This is a genomic window from Streptomyces sp. NPDC046379, from assembly GCF_055587785.1.
Genome location: NZ_JBVJFP010000013.1, coordinates 111,254 through 129,756 on the forward strand (window position 1 = coordinate 111,254; position 18,503 = coordinate 129,756).

Sequence of the window (18,503 nt, forward strand, 5' to 3'; positions counted from 1 at the left end):
ATGTCCCACAGGACGAGGAGCATGCGGTGACTCGTTCCTTGAGGACGCGCTGTCCTTGGTCGAGGAGGTCGCGGACGGGCTTCGTTCAGCGTTGTACGCGGGTTGTGGGCGAGTAGGCAGAGTGAATGCCCCCGATGAGGATGAGGACCTCCTGGGCAGGGACGCAATCGCCTCTGGCGGCACTGGCACGCGTCTGCGCGGTTGCTGCCCGTAGGAGGAACGGGGCAGTCGTGCGGGTCTCGTCGCGATGGAGCACCTCACGAGAAACGGCAAAAGGTTCGGCGGCGCGGGCCGGACGCCCGTGTTCAGGTAGCAACTGCCAGCCTGTCCGAGGGTCTCGCCCGATTGGTCCGGGCGAGCCAGTGCGGGGCCGTCCTCCCGGGCTGCGGGCCCGGAGGCCATCGGCCTCGGTCAGGGCCGCTGACGTGGCGTTCCTCGCGACGGCGGGCGTCGCCCGTTCCCCCTGGTGGGTGAGGAACATGCCAGAGCGTCCTGGTCGGTGGGCCTGGCGTGCCACGCGGGCGGCGGGGATGCCATCGCGTGGGCCGTCGGCGGAGCAGCCGTGGATAGCCAGGAAGCCCCGGGCGCAAGCGCATAGGCGGGACTCGCCCGGAGTCGTGGGCAGCGCGCAGTACGCCGAGGAACAGGTGCTGAGCGGTGTCGTCGTCCCCGTTGTCGACGCTGTCGAAGGCGCCGGCAGCTCAGCATCGGCCACCTACGCATCTGGTCCAGGTGAACAGCCGTCCACTCCCCGGCGTGGTGGCATCCGCAGTAGCATAGAGAGCATGAGTGAGCCCACCCGGAAGTACTCGATCACGATGCCCCGCGACATCGCCGAAGCCGCGCGCGACCGTAGTGGCCCTTCCGGGCTGTCGGCCTACGTCGCCGCCGCCGTTGCCCGGCAGATCGAGCGTGACAACCTCAACGACCTCATCCAGGTCGCCGAGGCCGAGCACGGCCCGATCACGGAGGACGAGGTGCAGGCCCTGCGCGACCAGCTGCACCAGGCACGCGCGCAGCAGGCCGGGGATGAGGTCGACGCGGCGTGACGCACTCCCCTGCCAACCCGGGCGGCACGCTGGTACTCGACAGCGAGGGACTGGCCAAGGCTGTGTTGCGTGACCGCACAGTCACCGCCTGGCTCGCGTTGGCGCGCGCCGATGACCTGCGAGTGATCACGTCGGCGGCCACTCTGGTGGAAGTCGTCCATCCGCGCATCAACCGCCCGGCCCTGGAGTGGACGCTCTCCCGCCTCGTCGTGGAGCCGGTCACCGACGCAGTCGCGCGCCGTGCCGCCGCCCTGCTCGCCGATGCCGGCCTGCACGGCCACAAGTACGCCATCGACGCCATGCTCAGCGCGACCGCGCTCGCTGCTCCAGGGCCCGTCACCGTGCTCACGTCCGACCCGGAGGACCTCACCACGCTCTGCGGTACGCGCGTCACTGTCATCAAGATCTGACTGCGTCCACCTCCTCATGCGTGGGCGGGCCGTGAGGAGCCCACGCCCCCGGATGCGGCGGGGACGGAGCCTCTCCCCACGACCTCGTGAGTCCAGCCCCGGCCCCGGTGCGGGCCACGCCCAGGCCCAGGCCCAGGCCGGGCCCCGGTCACAGGTCCAGCACCAGCCGGCTCGTCTTCGCCCGGCCCACGCAGATCATCATCGTCGTGCCCGATCTCCTCTCCTCCTCCGTCAGGACGGTGTCGTGGTGTTCCGGGACTCCGGCGAGGACCTTGGTCTCGCAGGTGCCGCACATGCCCTCCTCGCAGGAGTAGGCCACCGTCGGGATCGCCTCGCGGACGACGTCCAGGAGAGTGCGGCCGGGCGGGACGTGGAGGACCTTGCCCGTGCGGCGGAGTTCCACCTCGAACTCGCCGGTGGGCGGGCGGGGTTCCGTGTCGGGGGCCGTGAAGCGTTCGACGTGCAGGGTGCCGGCGGGCAGGATGCGGGCGCAGCGTTCCCGTACCGCCTCGATCAGCGGTGGCGGGCCGCAGCAGTAGACGGCCGTCGTGGCGGGGACGGCCTTCAGGGCCCGGTCGAGGTCCAGCAGGCCCTGGGTGTCCTGGGGGACGATCGTCACCCTGCCGGGGTCCTCGCCGGCCAGCGCCCTCAGTTCCCGGCGGTACGCCATCGAGGAGAGGGTGCGGCCGCCGTACAGGAGGGTCCAGGGGGTGGCGGTGGCCGCCGTCCGGCGGATCATGGGGAGGATCGGGGTGATGCCTATGCCGCCCGCTATGAAGAGGTAGTGGTCGGCGGGGGTGAGAGTGAAGCGGTTGACCGGGGGTTTCGCGGTCAGCAGGGTGCCGGGCAGTTGCGTTGTGTGGATCTCTTCGGATCCTCCTCTGCCGTTCCGCTCGCGCAGGACGCCCAGGCGGTAGGTCGTGCGGTCCTCCGGGTCGCCGGTGAGGGAGTAGTGGCGTATCCGGCCGGACGGGAGGCGCACTTCCAGGTGGGCGCCGGGGGTCCAGGGCGGCAGGTCCGCGCCCCGGGGGTCGGTGAGGACGACCCCCAGGACGCCGTCCGCCTCGTGGACCGTCTCTCGGACCAGGAGTGTCAGTTCCGTCATCGTCGGGACGCTTCCGGCGTCGTGGCGGGTTCGGGCCATACGCGGCACAGCGCGGCGTACACCGCTGCGGCCAGGGCGAAGGAGACGGGCAGGCTGAGGTCGACGCCGTCGGTCAGGTCGGTCAGCGGGCCGACGTACAGCGGGTTGTTGACCCACAGGATGCCGACCGCCGAGCCCGTGACGAAGGCTGCCAGGGCACGGGGGTTGAAGCCCTGCGTGTACCAGTAGCGGCCTCCCCCGCCCGTGGTGAAGGACCGCAGGTCCTCGGAGTGGTAGCGGCCTGCGTGCAGGTGGTGGCCGACCGTGAGGACGGCGGCCCACGGGGCGATCACCGTCAGCAGCAGGGTCACGAACGCGCCCATGGAGTCCATGGCGTCGTGGCGCACCGCGCCCAGGTACAGCACGATCCCCGCCAGCACCGCGACCACGGCCGTCACCGCGGCGCGGGGCGCGCGCCACACCATGGAGTTGGCCGAGAGGCCCGCGGCGTACAGGCACAGGGCGCCCTGCGGGAGCGTGCCGGCGAACCCGAAGACCACGACGACCGCGGCGAACCAGCCGGGGACCTCGTCGGTGAGCCCTTGGAGCCAGGGGGTGTCGGGGCCGGCGAACACGGTGGTCACGTACGCGCCCGCGCTCAGGGCGGCCAGGGTGCTGACGAACATCGCCCCGCCCGAGTACCGCACCAGCCTGCCCGGTGGCGTGCCGGCGGGCATGTAGCGGGTGTAGTCGCCCTGGAAGGTGGCGTAGGACAGGGGCACGGTCGCCGAGGCGGTCGCCGCCAGCAGCCAGGTGTGCAGCGGGCTGGACAGGATGTGGGTCCCGCCCGCGTAGCCGGCGTCGAACTTCGGGGCGAGGACCAGGACCGTGCCGGCCAGCACCACCGCGCCGATCACCGCGGTGACGCGGTACGTGCGCACCAGCAGGTCGTGCCCGCGCACCGCGACGACGGCCACCGCCACCGCCGTGACGAACATGGCGACGGTCAGCGCGCCCGGCCCCGTCGGCGTGGAGACCAGGCGGTGGGCGGCGACCATGACGGCCGTGCCGCCGGTCCACACGGCGATGGAGAAGAACCCCAGCGCGGTCACGATGGTGATGAGGTTGCCGATCAGCCTGCCGCGTACGCCGAAGTGGGCGCCGGACGATATCGGGTCGTTGGTGCCGGTGCGGGCGCCCAGGCGGGCGAGCGGGGCCAGCAGGAGGGTGCCGACCGCCGTGCCGACCAGGATGGACGTGAACGCGTCCCACCAGCCCAGGCCGAACACCACGGGCAGCGCGCCCAGCACCACGGTGCCGAAGGAGAACTGGGCGGAGGGCCAGATCCAGCCGAACTCGGCCGGGGTGGAGGTGCGTTCGGCGTCGGGTACGGGGGCGATGCCGTCCGCCTCGGCGGGGGCCGGGCGGGGCGGCGCCGAGGTCGGCGCCGCCCCTTCGCTCAGGGTGCTCATGAGGCGTCCCGTCCCGTGTCGGGGCCGCTGCCGGGTGCGACGCCCCGGCCGGCCGGAAGACCCTCGCCACCGTCATCACCGCGCGGGCCGCCGTCCGGCGGATTCACGCCCGTCACGCCCCCGCGGCCACCGTCCGGCAGAGTTACGCCCGCCGCGCCCCCGCGGCCACCGTCCGGCAGACTCGCTGCCGCCACGCTCCCGCCCGGCAGGCTGTCCACGATGCGCAGCGGATCGCACGCCGGCCCCGACGTGCGTTCGCCGCTGGTCAGGTCGAACGTCGAGTAGTGCAAGGGGCACTTGATGCGCAGCCGGTTCCCGTCGACGTGGGCGTACTTGAGCTTGCCCTGCCGGTGCGGGCACCGCGCGGCGGCCAGGAACTTGCGGCCCGCGACCTCGACGAGGACCAGGTCCTCGCTGATCTCCCGCACCGAGCACTCGGTGTCCATCAGGACACCTCCCGTGCCCGGTCGATGGCCGCCTCGGTGGCGCTGCCGACGATGAGGCTGGCGAGCCGCACGCCGGCCCAGATCTTAGGCAGGTCCGGGTCGTCCAGGGAGCGGATGGCGGTGCGCATGTGGTTGCTGTGGTACGAGTCGATGTAGAGGTGCTCGGTGTAGTACGCGTCCTGCTTGATGCCGAGCCGCCTGGCGGCGCGGGCGAAGCTCTGGAAGCCGTAGAGCACGCTGGCCTCGAAGTAGCCGTAGGCGCCCAGGAAGTACTGCGGGGACGGGGCGCGGGAGGCCAGCCAGTGGAACATGTTGACGTAGGCGTAGCTCTCCGGGCCGGTGACGTCGAGGTAGTCCTCGACGTCGGTGCTCATGCCCAGCTCCTCCAGGAGGTTGCGGTAGAGCTGGGAGTGGGACTTGTCGTCGTTGCCGCAGCCGAGTTCGTCGATCAGGACCCGGAAGACCGCCATGCCGGAGCGGTACGGCAGCCTGGGCACCACGGGCAGCAGGGACTCGGACTCGGTCAGGCCGTCGAGGGCGAACTCCCGCACCACGACCTTGAACTGCTCCAGCGTCGCCTCGTCGGCGAGGAAGGTCTCGTTGGCCGAGACCTCGGCCTCCTCCGCGGCGAGGAACTCCTTGAGCGCCTGGAGGAGGTCGCCGGTGGAGGAGAACTCGGGCGCCTCGGTCTCGAAGCCGCGGGCCAGCGGGAGGATCCACTGCTCCTCGATGTCGAGCATGGCGGCGTAGCCCTCGGCGTCGGGCACCTGCCGGTACAGCTCGTACAGTTCGCGCTGGGCCTGTTCGCGGCGCTGCTTGCCGCGCCGCACGTTGGCGACGACGGTGGCCGGGTTCACCGCAGCTCCTCGTGGACGGCCGGGTCGGCGATGACGCCCCGCGCGTGCAGTTCCCGCTTGACCCAGCGGTACCAGTCGTCCTTGAAGACGCCGTAGCGCTCGCAGACGGCGTCGACCTCGGCCTGGCGGTCGGGGCTGGGGTCGACGAGCACCGCGTTGCACAGGGCCGGCTCCAGGTTGGCGAGCGGGCCGATGAAGCCGTCGATGCCGGTGGCGGCGGTGATCAGGTTCTCCCAGCCCTCGAAGACGGGGATGCCGGTGGCGGCCTCGGCGAGTTTGCGGGTGAAGGCCGCGTCGCCGCTGGACTCCTTGATGCCGACGATGCCGGGGAGTTCGCACAGGGCCAGCAGGGTGTCGTACTCGATGCGGTTGCCGGACAGCGCCTCCTCGTTGTAGAGGAAGATCGGCACGTCGGTGGCGGCGCGCAGGGTGCGGTAGTGCTCGACGATGTCGTCCTGGGTGACGTCCTTGCCGAACGGGGTGGTGACCACGACGGCGTCGACGCCCAGTTCCACGGCGCGCAGGGCGCGTCGGACGACCTGGCCGGTCTCGGGGAGCTGGATGCCGGCCAGCACCGGGAGGGCGCCGGAGTGCCGGACGGTGCAGTCGACCATGTCCGTCCACTGGCGCTCGTCGAGTTTCCAGCCCTCGCCGGAGGTCAGGGCCGGCATGAGGGCGTTGACCTCGTGGCGGACGCTGTCGATGAGGCGGGCGGCGCTGTCCTGGTCGACGGCGCCGTCGTCCCGCATGGGGGTGATCAGGGGAACTATCGTTCCGGAATACATGGCCGGGGTCCTCACAGCGAGTCGGAGGCGACGGTCAGTACCAGGGAGTCCTTGTACAGCCGTTCGAGGTGGTCGGGGAAGGCGTCCTCGGCGGGGGCGGTCCGCAGGTCGGCGACCGGGAGGTCGGTGCGGCCGGTGAGGCGGGGGCTCGCCGTGTACAGCACGCCGGAGTGGGACAGGACCTGGGCGAGCAGCAGCCGTTCGTGGGCGGGGAGGCCGTCCAGTTCCTTCGTGGTGAAGGCGCGGCGGGTGTCCTCCTCGGTGTAGCCGACGCGGTCGATGGCCATGTCGGTGTGGAGGACGTCCATGAAGGGGTAGTAGGCGTCCTGCACCTCGCGGCTGTAGCCCCACACGAGGTCGTCGCAGCGGCCGACCTGCTCCCAGCTCATCGTGACCTTCTCGCCGATGCGGGCGGCGAAGAAGCCCTTGCAGGCGCGGCGGACGGAGTCGTCGCTGCTGTGCATGCCCATGAACAGCGTGGCGTCGATGAAGACGCGGTCAGCCGGCATAGCGCTCGAGCACCTTCCGCAGCCGGTCCATGGCGCCGGCGAACATCTCCGGCTCGCGGGCCAGCGCCAGCCGGACGTAACGCTCGCCGCGCTCCGGGGAGTTCCAGTAGAAGAACGTGCCCGGCAGGACGTAGACCTCCTCGTCGAAGAGCACGGCCTGCAGTTCGGTGGCGGTGACGTCCTCGGCGAGGATCTTGAACCAGGCGACGGAGGTGTTCACCACCGGCTCCTGGAACTCGAGGATGGTGCCCCGCATGGCCTCGCGCGCGGCCTTGCCGTTGGTGGTGATGACGTCCCGCACGGAGGCGAAGCCGTCGGCGATGGAGTCCTCGACGTACTGGGTGACCATGTTGAGGACGAACGGCGAGACGTTGAGGAGCACGCTGGTGTGGAGGTTGTAGACGTCCTCCTGGATGTCCCGGCTGGCGGTGATCATGGCGCACTTGGCGTCCTGGATCGGCCAGGTCTTGCCGGTGTCCTCCATCACCATGTAGGTGACGCCGGACTCCTCCAGCAGCTGGTAGATGTCCACCCGCCCGATCGCGTCGTCGCACAGCGCGAACGAGGCGAAGCAGAAGTCCATGACCAGGACCTTCCGGTGGTCGACGCAGTAGCGCACGACCTCGCGGAAGCCCTCCAGCTTCTGGGCCAGGAGGGTGAAGCCGGTGGGGTTGTTGGGGTCGACGAGGTAGATCGCGTCGGTGGTGACGTGCTGCGCGAGGCGCTCGTAGATCTTGTCCGTCTCGTGCAGCGCCTGCTCGGGCAGCGGCGATATGGGCACCTGCATGTTGCGCAGCAGGTCGACGAGGTTGTCGAAGCACGGTTCGACCAGCGAGACCGACATCCCCTGCTTCTTGAGGTACATGCCGGCGACCATGGTGGAGACGCTGGCGGAGTACGACAGGAGGGTGCGGCCCATCTCGCGGGCGGTGGGCTGGCGGTGCAGGCGGAAGAAGGCGTCGAGGAACTTGGCCTCGAAGTGCGCCTGCTGCTTGGACTCCGACTCGTACCACAGCTCGGGCAGCCGGGCCACGATCGCGTCCTGGCTGGGCGACTGCCGCTGGTGGGTGTGGGCGTCGGCGAGGTTGTACCGGGTCTTCAGCGCCTCGATCTCGTGCTGGGTCAGGTCGACGAAGGCGCTGACGTCCGCCTTCTCGGAACCGTTCACGGACGGGGCGTCGTTGATCGCGCTCTCGGGCATGACAATTCTCCCTGCGTCATTTTCCGGGGAAGCTCCGGGCCGGCCGACCGAAGGCCGATGCCTTTTCGGCGGCTCCGAAACACAGGTGAAACGCTACCGACAAAACACGGCGCCCTGAATCACGCGACCATTACCAAAGCGGTAATCACCGTGATGTTTTCGGGGACAAAATAATGGTGGTGACGTTTTCCGGGGAAAGATAATCGCGGTGATTTTCTGAATGCGCGAAAAAAGGCGGCCGGGAGCTCCCCAGGGGAGTTCCCGGCCGCCTGCGGCGCGCCGGAGGTCCGGACGTTACTCGGTGGCCGCCCGCAAAAGGATGTCCTCGAAGATCTTGGGGTCGTCGGACTCGATCACCGGGAATCCGATGCCGTACGAGCCCTCCCAGCGCACCTCGATCCCGGGGTTGGCGTAGTCGCTGCCGTCGGACAGGAACAGGTGCGGGCTGCAGTTGACGCGGTCCGTGCGGGAGTCGGCGGCCTGGTCCATGAGGGCGCGGCGGGCCCGGCCGTCGTCCAAGGCCTCGGCCAGCGCGTCCACGTCGACGGCGCCGGTCTCCTCGGCGACGTCCAGGATGACCTTGCGGTGGCTGACGCAGCGGGACTCGGCCCAGAACGCCTTGCGCAGGCCGAGGTCGAGCTGCTCGGCGGCGGTCGCCGACTGCTCCTTGGCGGCCTGGATGGCCTCCAGCGCCGGCAGCATCGTCGACGGGTACAGCCAGTCCTTGCTCTGCCACAGCTGCCAGCCGGCCTCGGGCTCCAGGCTCGCCATGCGGCCGACCTCGCTGTCGGTTCCGGGGCGCGGGCTGGGCGCGTCGTTGAGCAGCTCCAGCGGGAAGGCCCGCAGGTCGAAGCTGACCTGGCTCTCCAGGCCGAGGCGCTCGCGGGTGGCGTGCAGGCGGTGGATCGCGATGTGCGCGAAGGAGCACCAGATGTCGGAGTAGACGGTGATGACGCCGGGCGGCGGGGTGAGGGTCGTGTCGGTCACGGAGGCTCCATGGTGTGTGAAGGGCGGGGCTGGGTGTGCGGGCCCGGCGGGTCGTGGTGGTGGGTGGTGGACGGGGGTGGTGGACGGGGGTGGTGGATGGGGGTGGTGGTGCTGGAGGCGGGTCGTCGAGGTAAGGGCGTCGGGGGTCGCGGCGGATCAGGCGGTCGTCGCCGTCCCGTGGGCGTCCAGGACCGCCTCCAGGTCGACGTCCGCGCCCGGCAGCCAGGCCGGCAGCCTCGGTATGCGGGACATGGCCTGCATCAGGGCGTCGACCATGGACCCCTCCACGGTCGGGCCGTGGGCCGACAGCAGGCGGGCGGCGGACAGGGCGGACACGGCGCGGACGTTCCGGTCGAACTTCTCCGCGTCGACCAGCGCCGTCCACGGGGCGATCGCCCGGTTGAGCACGTCGAAACCCTCGAAGAATTCCTTCACCTCGGCGTCGCCGACATGTTGCACGTTTTTCGGCAGTACGGTGCCGAAGCTGTCGGAGCTGAAAAGCGTCCCGTCGCGGTGGTCGAACATCGCGAGGGTTCCCGGTGAGTCGAACGTGGGCGGGCGGAAGAATTCCAGCCGCCGGTCCCCGATGGTTATCCGGCTTCCGGGATTGACCGTCACCACCCGGTCCGCGGGAATGTCGAACTCCTCGGACAGCCGGGTGAGCGATATCGCGTTCATGATGAACTTCGCGCCGGGAGCGCGGTCGAGAAGGGCCGGCAGGCTCCCGGTGTGGTCACGGTCGTCGTGGGTGATGACGACCCACCGCAGGTCCTCCGGATCGACCAGGGACCACAGGGCCTCCTCGAATCCCGCCCGGTCGACGGGCATGCCCGAGTCCACCAGCATCGGCTGCTCGCCCCGCAGCAGATAGGCGTTGACCGGCTGGAGGCCGAGGTCGGGTATGGGCAACTCGGAGGGCAGGACGTGCAGTTCGGGTCCTGCCGTATAGGTCTCGAGCATCGGGTCGGCCTCCTGTCGGCAACGGCGGGCGGGTGCGGGTCACACGAGCTGGATGGCCAGCGATCCGGCGATCAGCAGGCCGAGTCCGGACAGCCGGGGCGTGGTCAGCAGGCGGGTCGGCAGGCGGAACAGGCCGCGGTGGTCGATCAGGGCCGACGTCAGCTGCTGTCCGGTCACCGTCAGCGCGACCGTGACGGCGGCGCCGATCTCGGGGATGAGCAGGAAGGTGCCGGTGACGTAGCCGGCGGCGCAGGCTCCGCCGAGCCAGCCCCACCACGGCATGGACTTCAGCGGCGCCAGCTGCGGCTTGGGGGTCCTGCCGGTGACGCGCAGCACCAGCAGGACGACGGCGATGGTGAGCGTCGCGACGGCGAAGCTGAACGCGGCGACCGTGATGGGGGCGTCGAGCCCGCCCCGGAGCTTGGCGTTCACCGCGCCCTGCACGGGGAGCACACCGCCGGCGACGAGACCCAGGACGATCCAGCCGACGCGGCCGGCGCCGGACATGTGCGGGGCGCCGGGCGGGGCGCTGGCCTTCTGCCCCTTGATGATCACGACGATGCCGGCGAGCACGGCGAGACCGCCCAGGGCGATGCCGGGGCTCAGGCTCCGCTGCTCCAGGCCGAACAGCCCGCCCAGGTCCAGGACCAGGGAGGAGAACATCTGCCCGGTGACGAACAGCCCGACGGCGGCCAGCGCTCCCAGGCGGGGGAAGAGCAGGATGCCGCTGGTGATGTAGAGGGGGCTGGCCAGGCCGCCGAGCAGGTGCCACCACTCGACGTCGGGGAGCTTCCCGAGGGCGCCGAGGGTGCCCGTGACGGCCGCGAGTACCACCAGCAGGCCCGTGGCGACGCCCAGTTGGACCGTCGAGGCGCCGTACGGCGTACCGACGGCCTTGTTCAGTTGCAGGTTCACCGACGCCTGGACGGCCAGTAGGCAACCGATCAGGAGGGCTGCGGCGAGCAGCGCGGCGTTCATCGTTGTCTCCCACTCTCAAGTGGACAGCAGTCTCACTTAAGATAGCCGCAGGGCGCTCAAGTGGACAAGGTGTCCACTTAATCGGATCGAAGTAAGGTGAATGCCATGAGCAACGGCGACGAGATCCCGGCCCCGCCCGTCGTCCCCCTCGGCGACCTGCGCGACCTCCAGGCCGCCGCGCCACCGCGCCAGCGCGCCGACGCCGTGCGCAACCGCGCCCAGATCCTGTCCGCCGCCGAACTGCTCTTCAGCGAGCGCGACCCGCGCACCATCACGATGGATCAGATCGCCAAGGCCGCGGGGGTCGGACGGGCGACGCTCTACCGCAGCTTCCCCGACCGGTCGGCCGTCGCCACCGCCCTCCTCGACGAGCACGAACGGCGCCTGCAGGGCCAGATGATCTACGGCCCGCCGCCCCTGGGGCCGGGCGCGCCCCCGGCCGAGCGCCTGGCGGCCTTCTACATCGCCATGCTGAACCTGCTCCGCCGGCACCTGCCGCTCGCCCTGGGCGCGGAGACCGGCCCGGCCCGCTACACCACCGGCGCCTACGCCTTCTGGCGCCTGCATGTGCGCACCCTGCTCCGGGCCGGCGGCGTGCCCGACCCCGACGCCCTCGCCGACGTCGCCCTGGGCCCGCTGGCCCCGGAGCTCTACGCGCACCAGCGCGACACCCTGGGCATCCCCCACGAGCGGATCGCGGAGTCGTTGTCCCTGCTGGCGCGGCGGCTGCTGGACCGGGGCTGAGCCGCCCCCGCGCGCCCCGCGCCCTCAGCGCCCCCTCAGCGCCCCACCCCGTCCGTGCCCCGCCCGCCCGCTCCGACGCGGGCACCCGAAGCCGGCGCCCGCCCGTCCCCGCCCTTACGCCGGCACACCCCCGACGCCGGCACGCTCCGACACCGGCGCCCCCAACTCCCCTCCGGCACCCCGACGCCGGCACGCTCCGACACCGGCGGCCCCGAATCCCCTCCGGCAACCCCGGACGCCGGCACGCTCCGGCCCCGGCACCCCCAACTCCCCTCCACCCGGCGACGCCGCCGGCACGCCCCCTACGCCGCCGGGAAGCCCACCCCCGACCGCGGGCGCCCGCCCCGCTCCGCCGTCGGTTCCAGCGCGGGGAGCACCAGCTCCCAGATCCGTTCCAGCCGTACGTGCGCCGCGGCTCCGTCCAGTGCCCCCGCCTCGCCCAGCCAGGGTTCGTCGGCGGGCAGCCGGGGACGGCGCATGGCCAGTTCGACGCCGCTGACGACGTAGCTGACCAGGGCGGCCAGCGCCATCGCGTCGATGCCGGGGCGGAGCAGGCCCTCGGCGTCCACGGCCCGGGACAGGCGGGCCACCTCACGGCGCCACGGGCACTTCTCCTCCTGGACGCCCTGCCAGGTCAGTTCGCGGGAGAGCCGCTCGGCGGCCCGGACCACGGGGTCGCTCTCCAGGAGGTCGATGAGGATGCGGGTGACGGCCATCAGTTTGTGCATGGCCGTCGGTTTCCCGGTCGCCGCCGCCTCGACGGCCCTGCGGGTCACCTCCCGGGCCCGCTGGACGACCGCCTCGGCCAGGTTCGCCTTCGTGCCGAAATGGAAGACGACGGCGCCCGTCGTCACCTTGGCCCGTTCGCTGATGCGGCTCAGCGACGTCCGCTCGTAGCCGTCCGCGTCGAACGCCTTGGCCGCGGCCCGCAGGACGATTTCCTTCGTGCGTTCGGCTCGCTGCTGGATCGCCAAGACTTCCTCCCCGTCGAGTCGCCGACTGGCCTGTTTTCTCAGTGAGTCGCATCTCAGTGAGTGGAACGTGCGGCTGTGCTCGGGCGGCGGTTCACGGCGGCGGTGCGCCGGCGGGCCGCGCGCCCCGGCCCTCGATGTGGTGCAGGACGGTGTCGAGGAGCTGTTCGAGGGCGGTCACGGTGTCGTCGGGCAGCCGGTCGTGGAGCCGGGCGTGCTCCGCCGTGGCGGCCTCCAGCACCGCCCGGGCGAGCGCCTCGCCCTCGGGGGTGAGCTGCACCCAGGTGCTGCGGCCGTCGTGGATGTTCGCCTCCCGGTTGACGTACCCCGCCTGCGCCAGCCGGAGGATGACGTTGCTCGTGCCGCCGGAGGACAGCCCGCAGGCCGCGGAGAGGGTGGTCGGCCGCAGCCGGTGGTCCGGGGTGTCGAAGAGGGCCAGCAGCACGTCCGCGTCGGCACTCGTCAGGCCGGCGTCGGACGCGGCGGTCCGGGCGGCCGCGTTGACCACCTGGGCCAGGCGGGCGGCCTTCCGGGCCAGCCGGGTCAGAGGGACCGTGTGTCCGGCCGGGGCGGGGTTGTCCATCTCTCTCCTTCCGCGCCACGAGAACAGCGCCGTCGCGCGGTGAACCGCGCGACTCACTCCAGCACCGCGCCGCCGGGAACACGGCGGCGGTCGGCCACGGGCGCGGCTCCGGCGACAGGAGACAGGGATTGCCGGGGCCGCGGCCCGTTGCCCGGCCCCGCCCCAACGGGACGTGCGGCCGGGACGTCACGGTCGGTTGAATGCCCAACCCGTGACGGTTACTATCTCACAAGAAAGCTTTTCATGAAGGACCCTCGTCGGAGAGGACGGTCGCCGGGCACCACTCGGCCACCAAGGCGCTGCGGTCGGGGCCGAGCTGGAGCTGAACCAGGACCGAGGGCGCGGCGATACTGGGGAACACATGCCGCAGGAGGACGCTCAGGCGCTGGGGGAGGTCGCGGTAGTCGCTCAGAGCCTGGGACATCGCCTGCACGCCGGCGAAGGCGCCGACGAGGAGCTGCGCCACCTCGTCGATGTCGACGTGCGAGAGCACTTCGCCGCGGTCCTGGGCCAGTTGCAGCAGTTGCCGGTTCTGATCGCTCCAGGTGCGAAAGGACAAGTGGTGCTGGAGATGCGCGGCGTGCTGCTGGAGCGTGAGGTGGACGCTGGCCCGCACCAGCGGGTCGGTCTGCAGGCGGTGGGCGAGCAGCATGCCGACGTCGGCCAGTTCCTGGAGCTTGAGTCGCTGCGGCCGGACCACGAAGTCGGTCTGGGCGTCCAGGACGGCCTGGGCGAGCTCCTCCTTCGACTTGAAATGGAAGTAGAGCGAGCCCTTGGTGAGCCCCGCAAGGGCCAAGATCTCAGTGATCGTCGCGGCCTGGTAGCCCTGCTCGACGAAGACGCTGGCGGCCGCTTCCAGGATTCTCCGTCGGGTGCGAATCGCACGCTCCTGGATGGCCATTCGCTCCTGGCCCCAATCGTGTTGAGAGACAAACCGGCACCCGAGTATGTTACCAGCGCCCAATCGGCGTATAGCGGGGCATTTTTCCCGTACTGGCTCCCCTACTGAGTGAGGTGGCACAGTCATGCTCTTACGATCCGGTGTGGACGGCCCGACGGCGTCCTCCGCGCACCCGCGCGGCCGCGGCTGGAAAGACCTGCATCCGGTGCGGGTGGTGACCAAGGAGTCGGCACACCGGGCCAGAGCCGCCGACGTGTTCCCGAGACTGTGGACAAGAACGGCCGAGGACCGGTTCCGGGTGAGCGTGGAACTGCCGTCCGACCACCCCTTCTATCCCCCGGTCGGCGCGGGCAGCGTGGACCCCCTGCTGTTCGTCGAGGCCATGCGGCAGTGCGTGCTGGTGGTCGCGCACGGGGCGTACGCGGTGCCGCTCGGCCATCATTTCCTGCTCAACACCCTGGAGTTCGACTGCGACGCCCGGCGGCTGCGGACCACGGCCGGGCCCGCCCGGCTGGCCGTCGACCTCACCTTCCACGACCTGAAGGTCCGCGCGGGCCGGCTCGTCTCGCTGCACAGCCGGATGTCGGCCTGGCAGCGGGGCCACCGGGTCGGCGGGGCCACCGGACGCATAGGACTGATCAGCCCGGGCGTGTACGACCGAATACGCCGGGCCCGGCTGGAGGACCCCGTGGTCCCCGAACTCCTCGACCCCGTCACGCCCGCCGGGTCCGTGGGCCGCACCCGCCCCGGCGACGTCGTCCTGTCGCCGGACCCGCGGCCGGACGCCTGGCGGCTGCGCGTCGACGTCAACCACCCCACCCTCTTCCAGCGGCCCAACGACCATGTGCCCGGCATGCTCCTGCTGGAGGCCGCGCGGCAGGCCGGCGCCGCGCTGTCGGCCCCGCGGCCGTTCGTCCCCACCGCCGGCCGCATCGAGTTCGAGCGGTACGCGGAGTTCGACAGCCCCTGCCTCGTGACGGCGCGGCGCACGGCGGCACACGCCCCGGACGCCGACCGGGTCGAGGTCACCGGCACGCAGGACGACGAGACCGTCTTCCACTGCTCGCTCACGGCCGCGGCCGGGGACGCCGACGACGGGACGGCCCGGTGATCGTCGTCACCGGTGCGACCGGGACGGTCGGCCGTACGGTGGCCCGCCTGCTCGCGCGGGAGCACCCCGTCCGGCTCTTCGTCCGCAGCCCCGACCGGCTCGGCCCCGTCGAGGGCCTCGCCGAGGGCCGTACCGAGGTGGTGCGCGGGCACTACGGCGACGGTGAGGCGCTGCGCCGGGCGCTGGAAGGGGCACGGGCCGCCTTCCTGGTGACCAACCACCCCACGGAGCCCGACGACGCCCGGTTCGCCGAGGCCGCGGTGGCCGTCGGCCTGCGGCACGTGGTGAAGCTCTCGGCGTACGCGGTCGGCGACCCGGAGGCGGACGACTTCATCACCCGCAGGCAGCGGGAGAACGAGGACGTCATCCGCGCCTCGGGCCTCGACTGGACCTTCCTGCGGCCGCGGGCGTTCATGTCCAACACGCTCTCCTGGGCCGAGTCCGTGCGGGCCGCGGGCGTGGTGCGGGCGCTGTACGGGGACGCCCCGCACTCGGTGATCGACCCGCGGGACGTCGCCGAGGCGGCGGTGCGCGCGCTGACCGGGCCGGGGCACGAGGGCCGCGCCTACGCGCTCACCGGACCGGAGGCGGTCACCGCGGTGGAACAGACGGAGCAGCTCGGCGAGGCGCTGGGCCGGCCGCTGAAGTTCGAGGAACTGACAGTGGATCAGGCGCGGGCGGCGTTGCTGCGCCGCTGTCCGCCGGTCGTGGCCGAGGCGTTGCTGCGCAGCGCCGAACGGCTGGCGGCGGGCCGCAAGGCGGACGTCAGCGGGACGTTCGAGGAGGTCGTCGGGCGCGGGCCGGGCGCCTTCCGGCAGTGGGCGCGCGACCATGCGGAGGCCTTCCGCTGAGCCCGCCGTGACCGTCCGGCGACCGGGACGCCCGCCGCACCCGCCACGGGCGTCCCGGTCGCGCCGCATCAGCGGCCCAGCAGGACGGGCAGCGCCCGGTGCCCGTTGGACAGGAAGGAGCCGAGCAGTTCGAGCGGCTTGCCGGGCTCGGCCAGGGCGAGCGAGGGGAAGCGCTCGAACAGCGCGGACAGCGCCAGCACCGCCTCCATGCGCGCCAGCGGCGCGCCGAGGCAGTGGTGCACGCCGTGGCCGAAGGCCAGATGCTCGCGCCGCTTGGGCCGGGTGACGTCGAAGCGGTCCGCGGTGTCGCCGTGGACCAGCGGATCGCGCCCCGCGCCCGCGATGGAGACCAGGATCGGGTCGCCCCTGCCGATGACGACGCCGTCGATCTCGATGTCCTCGACGGCGTAGCGCAGCGGGATGTACGCGCCCGGCGGCTCCCAGCGCAGGGTCTCCTCGACGACGTCCTCCCAGCCGGCGCTCCCCTGCCTGACCAGGGCGAGCTGGTCGGGGTGGGTGAGCAGGGCGTGGATGGAGCGGTCGATGAGGTTGACGGTGGTCTCGTATCCCGCCGAGATCATCAGCAGCAGGGTGTCGACCAGTTCCTGGTGGCTCAGTCCGCGGTCCTCGTGGTCGTGGACGGAGATCAGGTCGCTGGCGAGGTCGTCGCCGGGCTCGGTCCGTTTGAGGGCGACGAGGTCGTTCAGGGCCGCGTACAGCCGTGCGCCGTTGGCCTGGGCCTGTTCCGGGGAGACGTTGGTGAGGAAGGTGACGTCGATGGTCCTGCGCAGCTCGCCCTGGAGTTCGCCGGGCACGCCCAGCAGTTCGCAGATGACCCGCACCGGCAGTTCGCCGGCGAACGCGGAGCGCAGGTCCACGGGACGGCCGGGACGTGCGGTCGTCTCGATGCGGGTCAGCAGGTCGTCGACGATCTCCCTGACGCGGGGCTCCAGCGCGGCGGTCCGGTGGGCGGTGAAGGCGCTGGAGACCAGTTTGCGCAGGCGGCGGTGCTCCTCTCCGTAGGCCGTGATCATGCTGCGCACGGAGACCCAGATGGCCAGCGGCCAGTCGCGCGGGACGCGGCCCTCGATCCAGTCGGGCCAGTGCAGTTCGGCGTCCTTGGACACCCTGGGGTCCGTCATCAGCCGTTTGACGAGCGCGGCGCCGGTCACGGTCCAGGCGCGTACGCCGCCCGGCAGCTCGACCGGCGCCACCTGTCCGTGCTCGCGCAGTCGGGTGTTCTCCCCGTGGATGTCGCGGCCTTCGGGATCAAGGGCGACAGGGCAGGAACGGTTCAGCACAAGACTCTCCCCCCGGTAGTCGGAGCCTGCGTGAAACCAACCGCGCGACCGGCCCCTTGTCAACGAACACCGGGTGAACGGGGCACTTCTCGGGAGACGCTCGCGGGCAAGAAACAGGCAACGCGGTCTTTATCCAGGGCCACCCTCGTGACTACCGTCACAGTAGGTACACGGTCAGGTTAACGCAACCGTCATTTGGGCCGCCAGAGGCCGAAAACAGCAGGTGATCCATCGCACAACTGATCGGTCACCTACGATTGAAAACCAGCAAGCCGGTATGCTTCTATGGCGCAAGTGCACACCGGGTGACGAAAAGTGCTCGCAGAGCCGCCACCGGCGGCCTTCCGCATCTCGTCGTCGCCCCCGTGCGCAACGGGGTGGACGCCGTGCCGACGCGCACCTACCCGCAACCGTCAGGCCGCAGCATCTACGCGGGCAGAGGGCGACCCGCGTGGACATCGATTCTTGGCACGGATGGGGGCTCGCGATGATCGACGCCTGGTTCGACTACAGGTTTCCACTGAGCATGTTGACCCGGCATCTCCTGACCAGAGAGCTGGGCGACACCGGACTGCAGGCGAGATGGCATCCCAGCGAGTGCGCGGACGACACCTGGGATCCCGCCTGGCTGGCGCGGGCCTGGGAGCGCAGCGTGCGCCCGCTGGCCGAACGGCTGGGCGTGCGGGTGCACACGGCCCCCCCGCGGCCGGCCTCCACCCGCCTCGCCCTGCACGGCTACCAGTACGCACTGGACGAGGGCCGTGCGGACGCCTACAACGACCAGGTCTTCCACGCCCGCTTCGCCCAGCGCCTGGACATCGGCGACCCGCAGACGCTGCGGATGATCGCCTTCAGGGCCGGCCTCGAACCGGACCGGTTCATCGCCGCCGCCTCCTCGCCGCACTACGCCGAGCGGCATCGCGCGGCGGTCGGCAAGTGGCCGCCGGTCAAGGTGGCGCCGACCCTGGTGTGCCGCGGCTACCGGATAGAGGGCGTTCCCAGCCCGGCGCAGCTGGCGAGGCTGGTGGCCGCGTCCACTGCGCCGCACACGGAGAACGGCGCCCGCGGCGCCGACGGGGCGGGCGCGACGGCGGCCGCCCGGCCCGCCGAGGCGACGACGCCGGAACGCGGGGCGACCACGCCGGCGGGACGAGGGCCCGCCCGCGCGGCCGACCAGGCGAACGGCCCGGTCCGCGCGGCGGCCGTCCGGCGCACGCCGGCCGCGTTCGCGGGCTGATCCGCCGGACCCTTCCCGCCCTTCCCGGGATGGCCGGATTTCGCGACTTCCGGTTGATGGCCGTCG

The 18,503-nt window shown here is 71.5% G+C and carries 20 protein-coding genes; 6 read left to right on the forward strand and 14 right to left on the reverse strand.

Annotated elements, in window-relative coordinates; all coding sequences use genetic code 11:
• Window positions 1-785: 785 nt before the first annotated feature.
• Both ACZ6KF_RS23000 and ACZ6KF_RS23005 read left to right on the forward strand, forming a co-directional pair.
• Window positions 786-1,049, forward strand: a complete 264-nt coding sequence (locus ACZ6KF_RS23000; RefSeq protein WP_469239851.1) for a CopG family transcriptional regulator — start codon at window positions 786-788, stop codon at window positions 1,047-1,049.
• Window positions 1,046-1,459, forward strand: coding sequence for a DNA-binding protein (locus tag ACZ6KF_RS23005; RefSeq protein ID WP_469239853.1), 414 nt, complete (start codon window positions 1,046-1,048; stop codon window positions 1,457-1,459). The genes ACZ6KF_RS23000 and ACZ6KF_RS23005 overlap by 4 nt, the downstream gene beginning before the upstream one ends.
• A 148-nt stretch (window positions 1,460-1,607) precedes the next feature.
• On the opposite strand, the gene ACZ6KF_RS23010 is transcribed toward ACZ6KF_RS23005, so the two are convergent.
• The 10 genes from ACZ6KF_RS23010 to ACZ6KF_RS23055 all read right to left on the reverse strand — a co-directional run bounded on the left by ACZ6KF_RS23010 (window position 1,608) and on the right by ACZ6KF_RS23055 (window position 10,738).
• Window positions 1,608-2,564 carry a PDR/VanB family oxidoreductase gene (locus ACZ6KF_RS23010; RefSeq protein ID WP_469239855.1) on the reverse strand — a complete coding sequence of 319 codons (957 nt, stop codon included), beginning with the start codon at window positions 2,562-2,564 and terminating at the stop codon, window positions 1,608-1,610.
• The gene (locus ACZ6KF_RS23015) at window positions 2,561-4,015 is read right to left on the reverse strand and encodes a purine-cytosine permease family protein (RefSeq protein WP_356626681.1); all 1,455 of its coding nucleotides are present in this window, start codon (window positions 4,013-4,015) and stop codon (window positions 2,561-2,563) included. Before ACZ6KF_RS23015 ends, ACZ6KF_RS23010 begins: the two co-directional genes overlap by 4 nt.
• On the reverse strand, window positions 4,012-4,461 hold the full coding sequence (locus ACZ6KF_RS23020; protein ID WP_469239857.1) for a Rieske (2Fe-2S) protein: 450 nt from the start codon (window positions 4,459-4,461) through the stop codon (window positions 4,012-4,014). The genes ACZ6KF_RS23015 and ACZ6KF_RS23020 overlap by 4 nt, the downstream gene beginning before the upstream one ends.
• The gene (locus ACZ6KF_RS23025) at window positions 4,461-5,318 is read right to left on the reverse strand and encodes an iron-containing redox enzyme family protein (protein ID WP_356626678.1); all 858 of its coding nucleotides are present in this window, start codon (window positions 5,316-5,318) and stop codon (window positions 4,461-4,463) included. Before ACZ6KF_RS23025 ends, ACZ6KF_RS23020 begins: the two co-directional genes overlap by 1 nt.
• Window positions 5,315-6,103 (reverse strand): dihydrodipicolinate synthase family protein, encoded by a 789-nt coding sequence (locus tag ACZ6KF_RS23030; protein ID WP_469239859.1) that lies wholly within the window; start codon window positions 6,101-6,103, stop codon window positions 5,315-5,317. Before ACZ6KF_RS23030 ends, ACZ6KF_RS23025 begins: the two co-directional genes overlap by 4 nt.
• An 11-nt stretch (window positions 6,104-6,114) precedes the next feature.
• On the reverse strand, window positions 6,115-6,612 hold the full coding sequence (locus tag ACZ6KF_RS23035; protein WP_356626676.1) for a DUF6190 family protein: 498 nt from the start codon (window positions 6,610-6,612) through the stop codon (window positions 6,115-6,117).
• Window positions 6,602-7,813, reverse strand: coding sequence for an aminotransferase class I/II-fold pyridoxal phosphate-dependent enzyme (locus tag ACZ6KF_RS23040; protein WP_356626674.1), 1,212 nt, complete (start codon window positions 7,811-7,813; stop codon window positions 6,602-6,604). Before ACZ6KF_RS23040 ends, ACZ6KF_RS23035 begins: the two co-directional genes overlap by 11 nt.
• Window positions 7,814-8,107: 294 nt before the next feature.
• Window positions 8,108-8,800: a DsbA family oxidoreductase gene (locus ACZ6KF_RS23045; protein WP_469239861.1), complete on the reverse strand. Its 693-nt coding sequence runs from the start codon at window positions 8,798-8,800 to the stop codon at window positions 8,108-8,110.
• A 156-nt stretch (window positions 8,801-8,956) separates the two neighbouring features.
• Window positions 8,957-9,760, reverse strand: coding sequence for an oxygen-binding di-iron domain-containing protein (locus ACZ6KF_RS23050; RefSeq protein ID WP_356626671.1), 804 nt, complete (start codon window positions 9,758-9,760; stop codon window positions 8,957-8,959).
• A gap of 39 nt (window positions 9,761-9,799) precedes the next feature.
• Window positions 9,800-10,738, reverse strand: coding sequence for a DMT family transporter (locus tag ACZ6KF_RS23055; RefSeq protein ID WP_356626669.1), 939 nt, complete (start codon window positions 10,736-10,738; stop codon window positions 9,800-9,802).
• 105 nt (window positions 10,739-10,843) lie between these two features.
• Here ACZ6KF_RS23055 and ACZ6KF_RS23060 point away from each other — a divergent pair, with 105 nt between their 5' ends.
• On the forward strand, window positions 10,844-11,482 hold the full coding sequence (locus ACZ6KF_RS23060) for a TetR/AcrR family transcriptional regulator (RefSeq protein WP_356626668.1): 639 nt from the start codon (window positions 10,844-10,846) through the stop codon (window positions 11,480-11,482).
• Window positions 11,483-11,784: 302 nt separating this feature from the next.
• On the opposite strand, the gene ACZ6KF_RS23065 is transcribed toward ACZ6KF_RS23060, so the two are convergent.
• The 3 genes from ACZ6KF_RS23065 to ACZ6KF_RS23075 form a co-directional block, all read right to left on the reverse strand.
• Complete coding sequence (locus tag ACZ6KF_RS23065; protein WP_356626666.1) at window positions 11,785-12,456, reverse strand: helix-turn-helix domain-containing protein; 672 nt, start codon at window positions 12,454-12,456, stop codon at window positions 11,785-11,787.
• 91 nt (window positions 12,457-12,547) lie between these two features.
• Entirely contained in the window at window positions 12,548-13,036 is a 489-nt protein-coding gene (locus ACZ6KF_RS23070) for a MarR family winged helix-turn-helix transcriptional regulator (protein WP_356626665.1), read from the reverse strand.
• Between the two features lie 241 nt (window positions 13,037-13,277).
• Window positions 13,278-13,937 (reverse strand): ScbR family autoregulator-binding transcription factor, encoded by a 660-nt coding sequence (locus ACZ6KF_RS23075; RefSeq protein ID WP_356626663.1) that lies wholly within the window; start codon window positions 13,935-13,937, stop codon window positions 13,278-13,280.
• Window positions 13,938-14,061: 124 nt separating this feature from the next.
• Here ACZ6KF_RS23075 and ACZ6KF_RS23080 point away from each other — a divergent pair, with 124 nt between their 5' ends.
• Entirely contained in the window at window positions 14,062-15,048 is a 987-nt protein-coding gene (locus tag ACZ6KF_RS23080) for a ScbA/BarX family gamma-butyrolactone biosynthesis protein (protein ID WP_356626661.1), read from the forward strand.
• On the forward strand, window positions 15,045-15,899 hold the full coding sequence (locus ACZ6KF_RS23085; protein WP_469157338.1) for an NAD(P)H-binding protein: 855 nt from the start codon (window positions 15,045-15,047) through the stop codon (window positions 15,897-15,899). The genes ACZ6KF_RS23080 and ACZ6KF_RS23085 overlap by 4 nt, the downstream gene beginning before the upstream one ends.
• Window positions 15,900-15,967: 68 nt before the next feature.
• On the opposite strand, the gene ACZ6KF_RS23090 is transcribed toward ACZ6KF_RS23085, so the two are convergent.
• On the reverse strand, window positions 15,968-17,200 hold the full coding sequence (locus ACZ6KF_RS23090) for a cytochrome P450 family protein (RefSeq protein ID WP_469177324.1): 1,233 nt from the start codon (window positions 17,198-17,200) through the stop codon (window positions 15,968-15,970).
• 451 nt (window positions 17,201-17,651) lie between these two features.
• Here ACZ6KF_RS23090 and ACZ6KF_RS23095 point away from each other — a divergent pair, with 451 nt between their 5' ends.
• On the forward strand, window positions 17,652-18,437 hold the full coding sequence (locus ACZ6KF_RS23095; protein WP_469239863.1) for a DsbA family oxidoreductase: 786 nt from the start codon (window positions 17,652-17,654) through the stop codon (window positions 18,435-18,437).
• Window positions 18,438-18,503 lie beyond the last annotated feature (66 nt).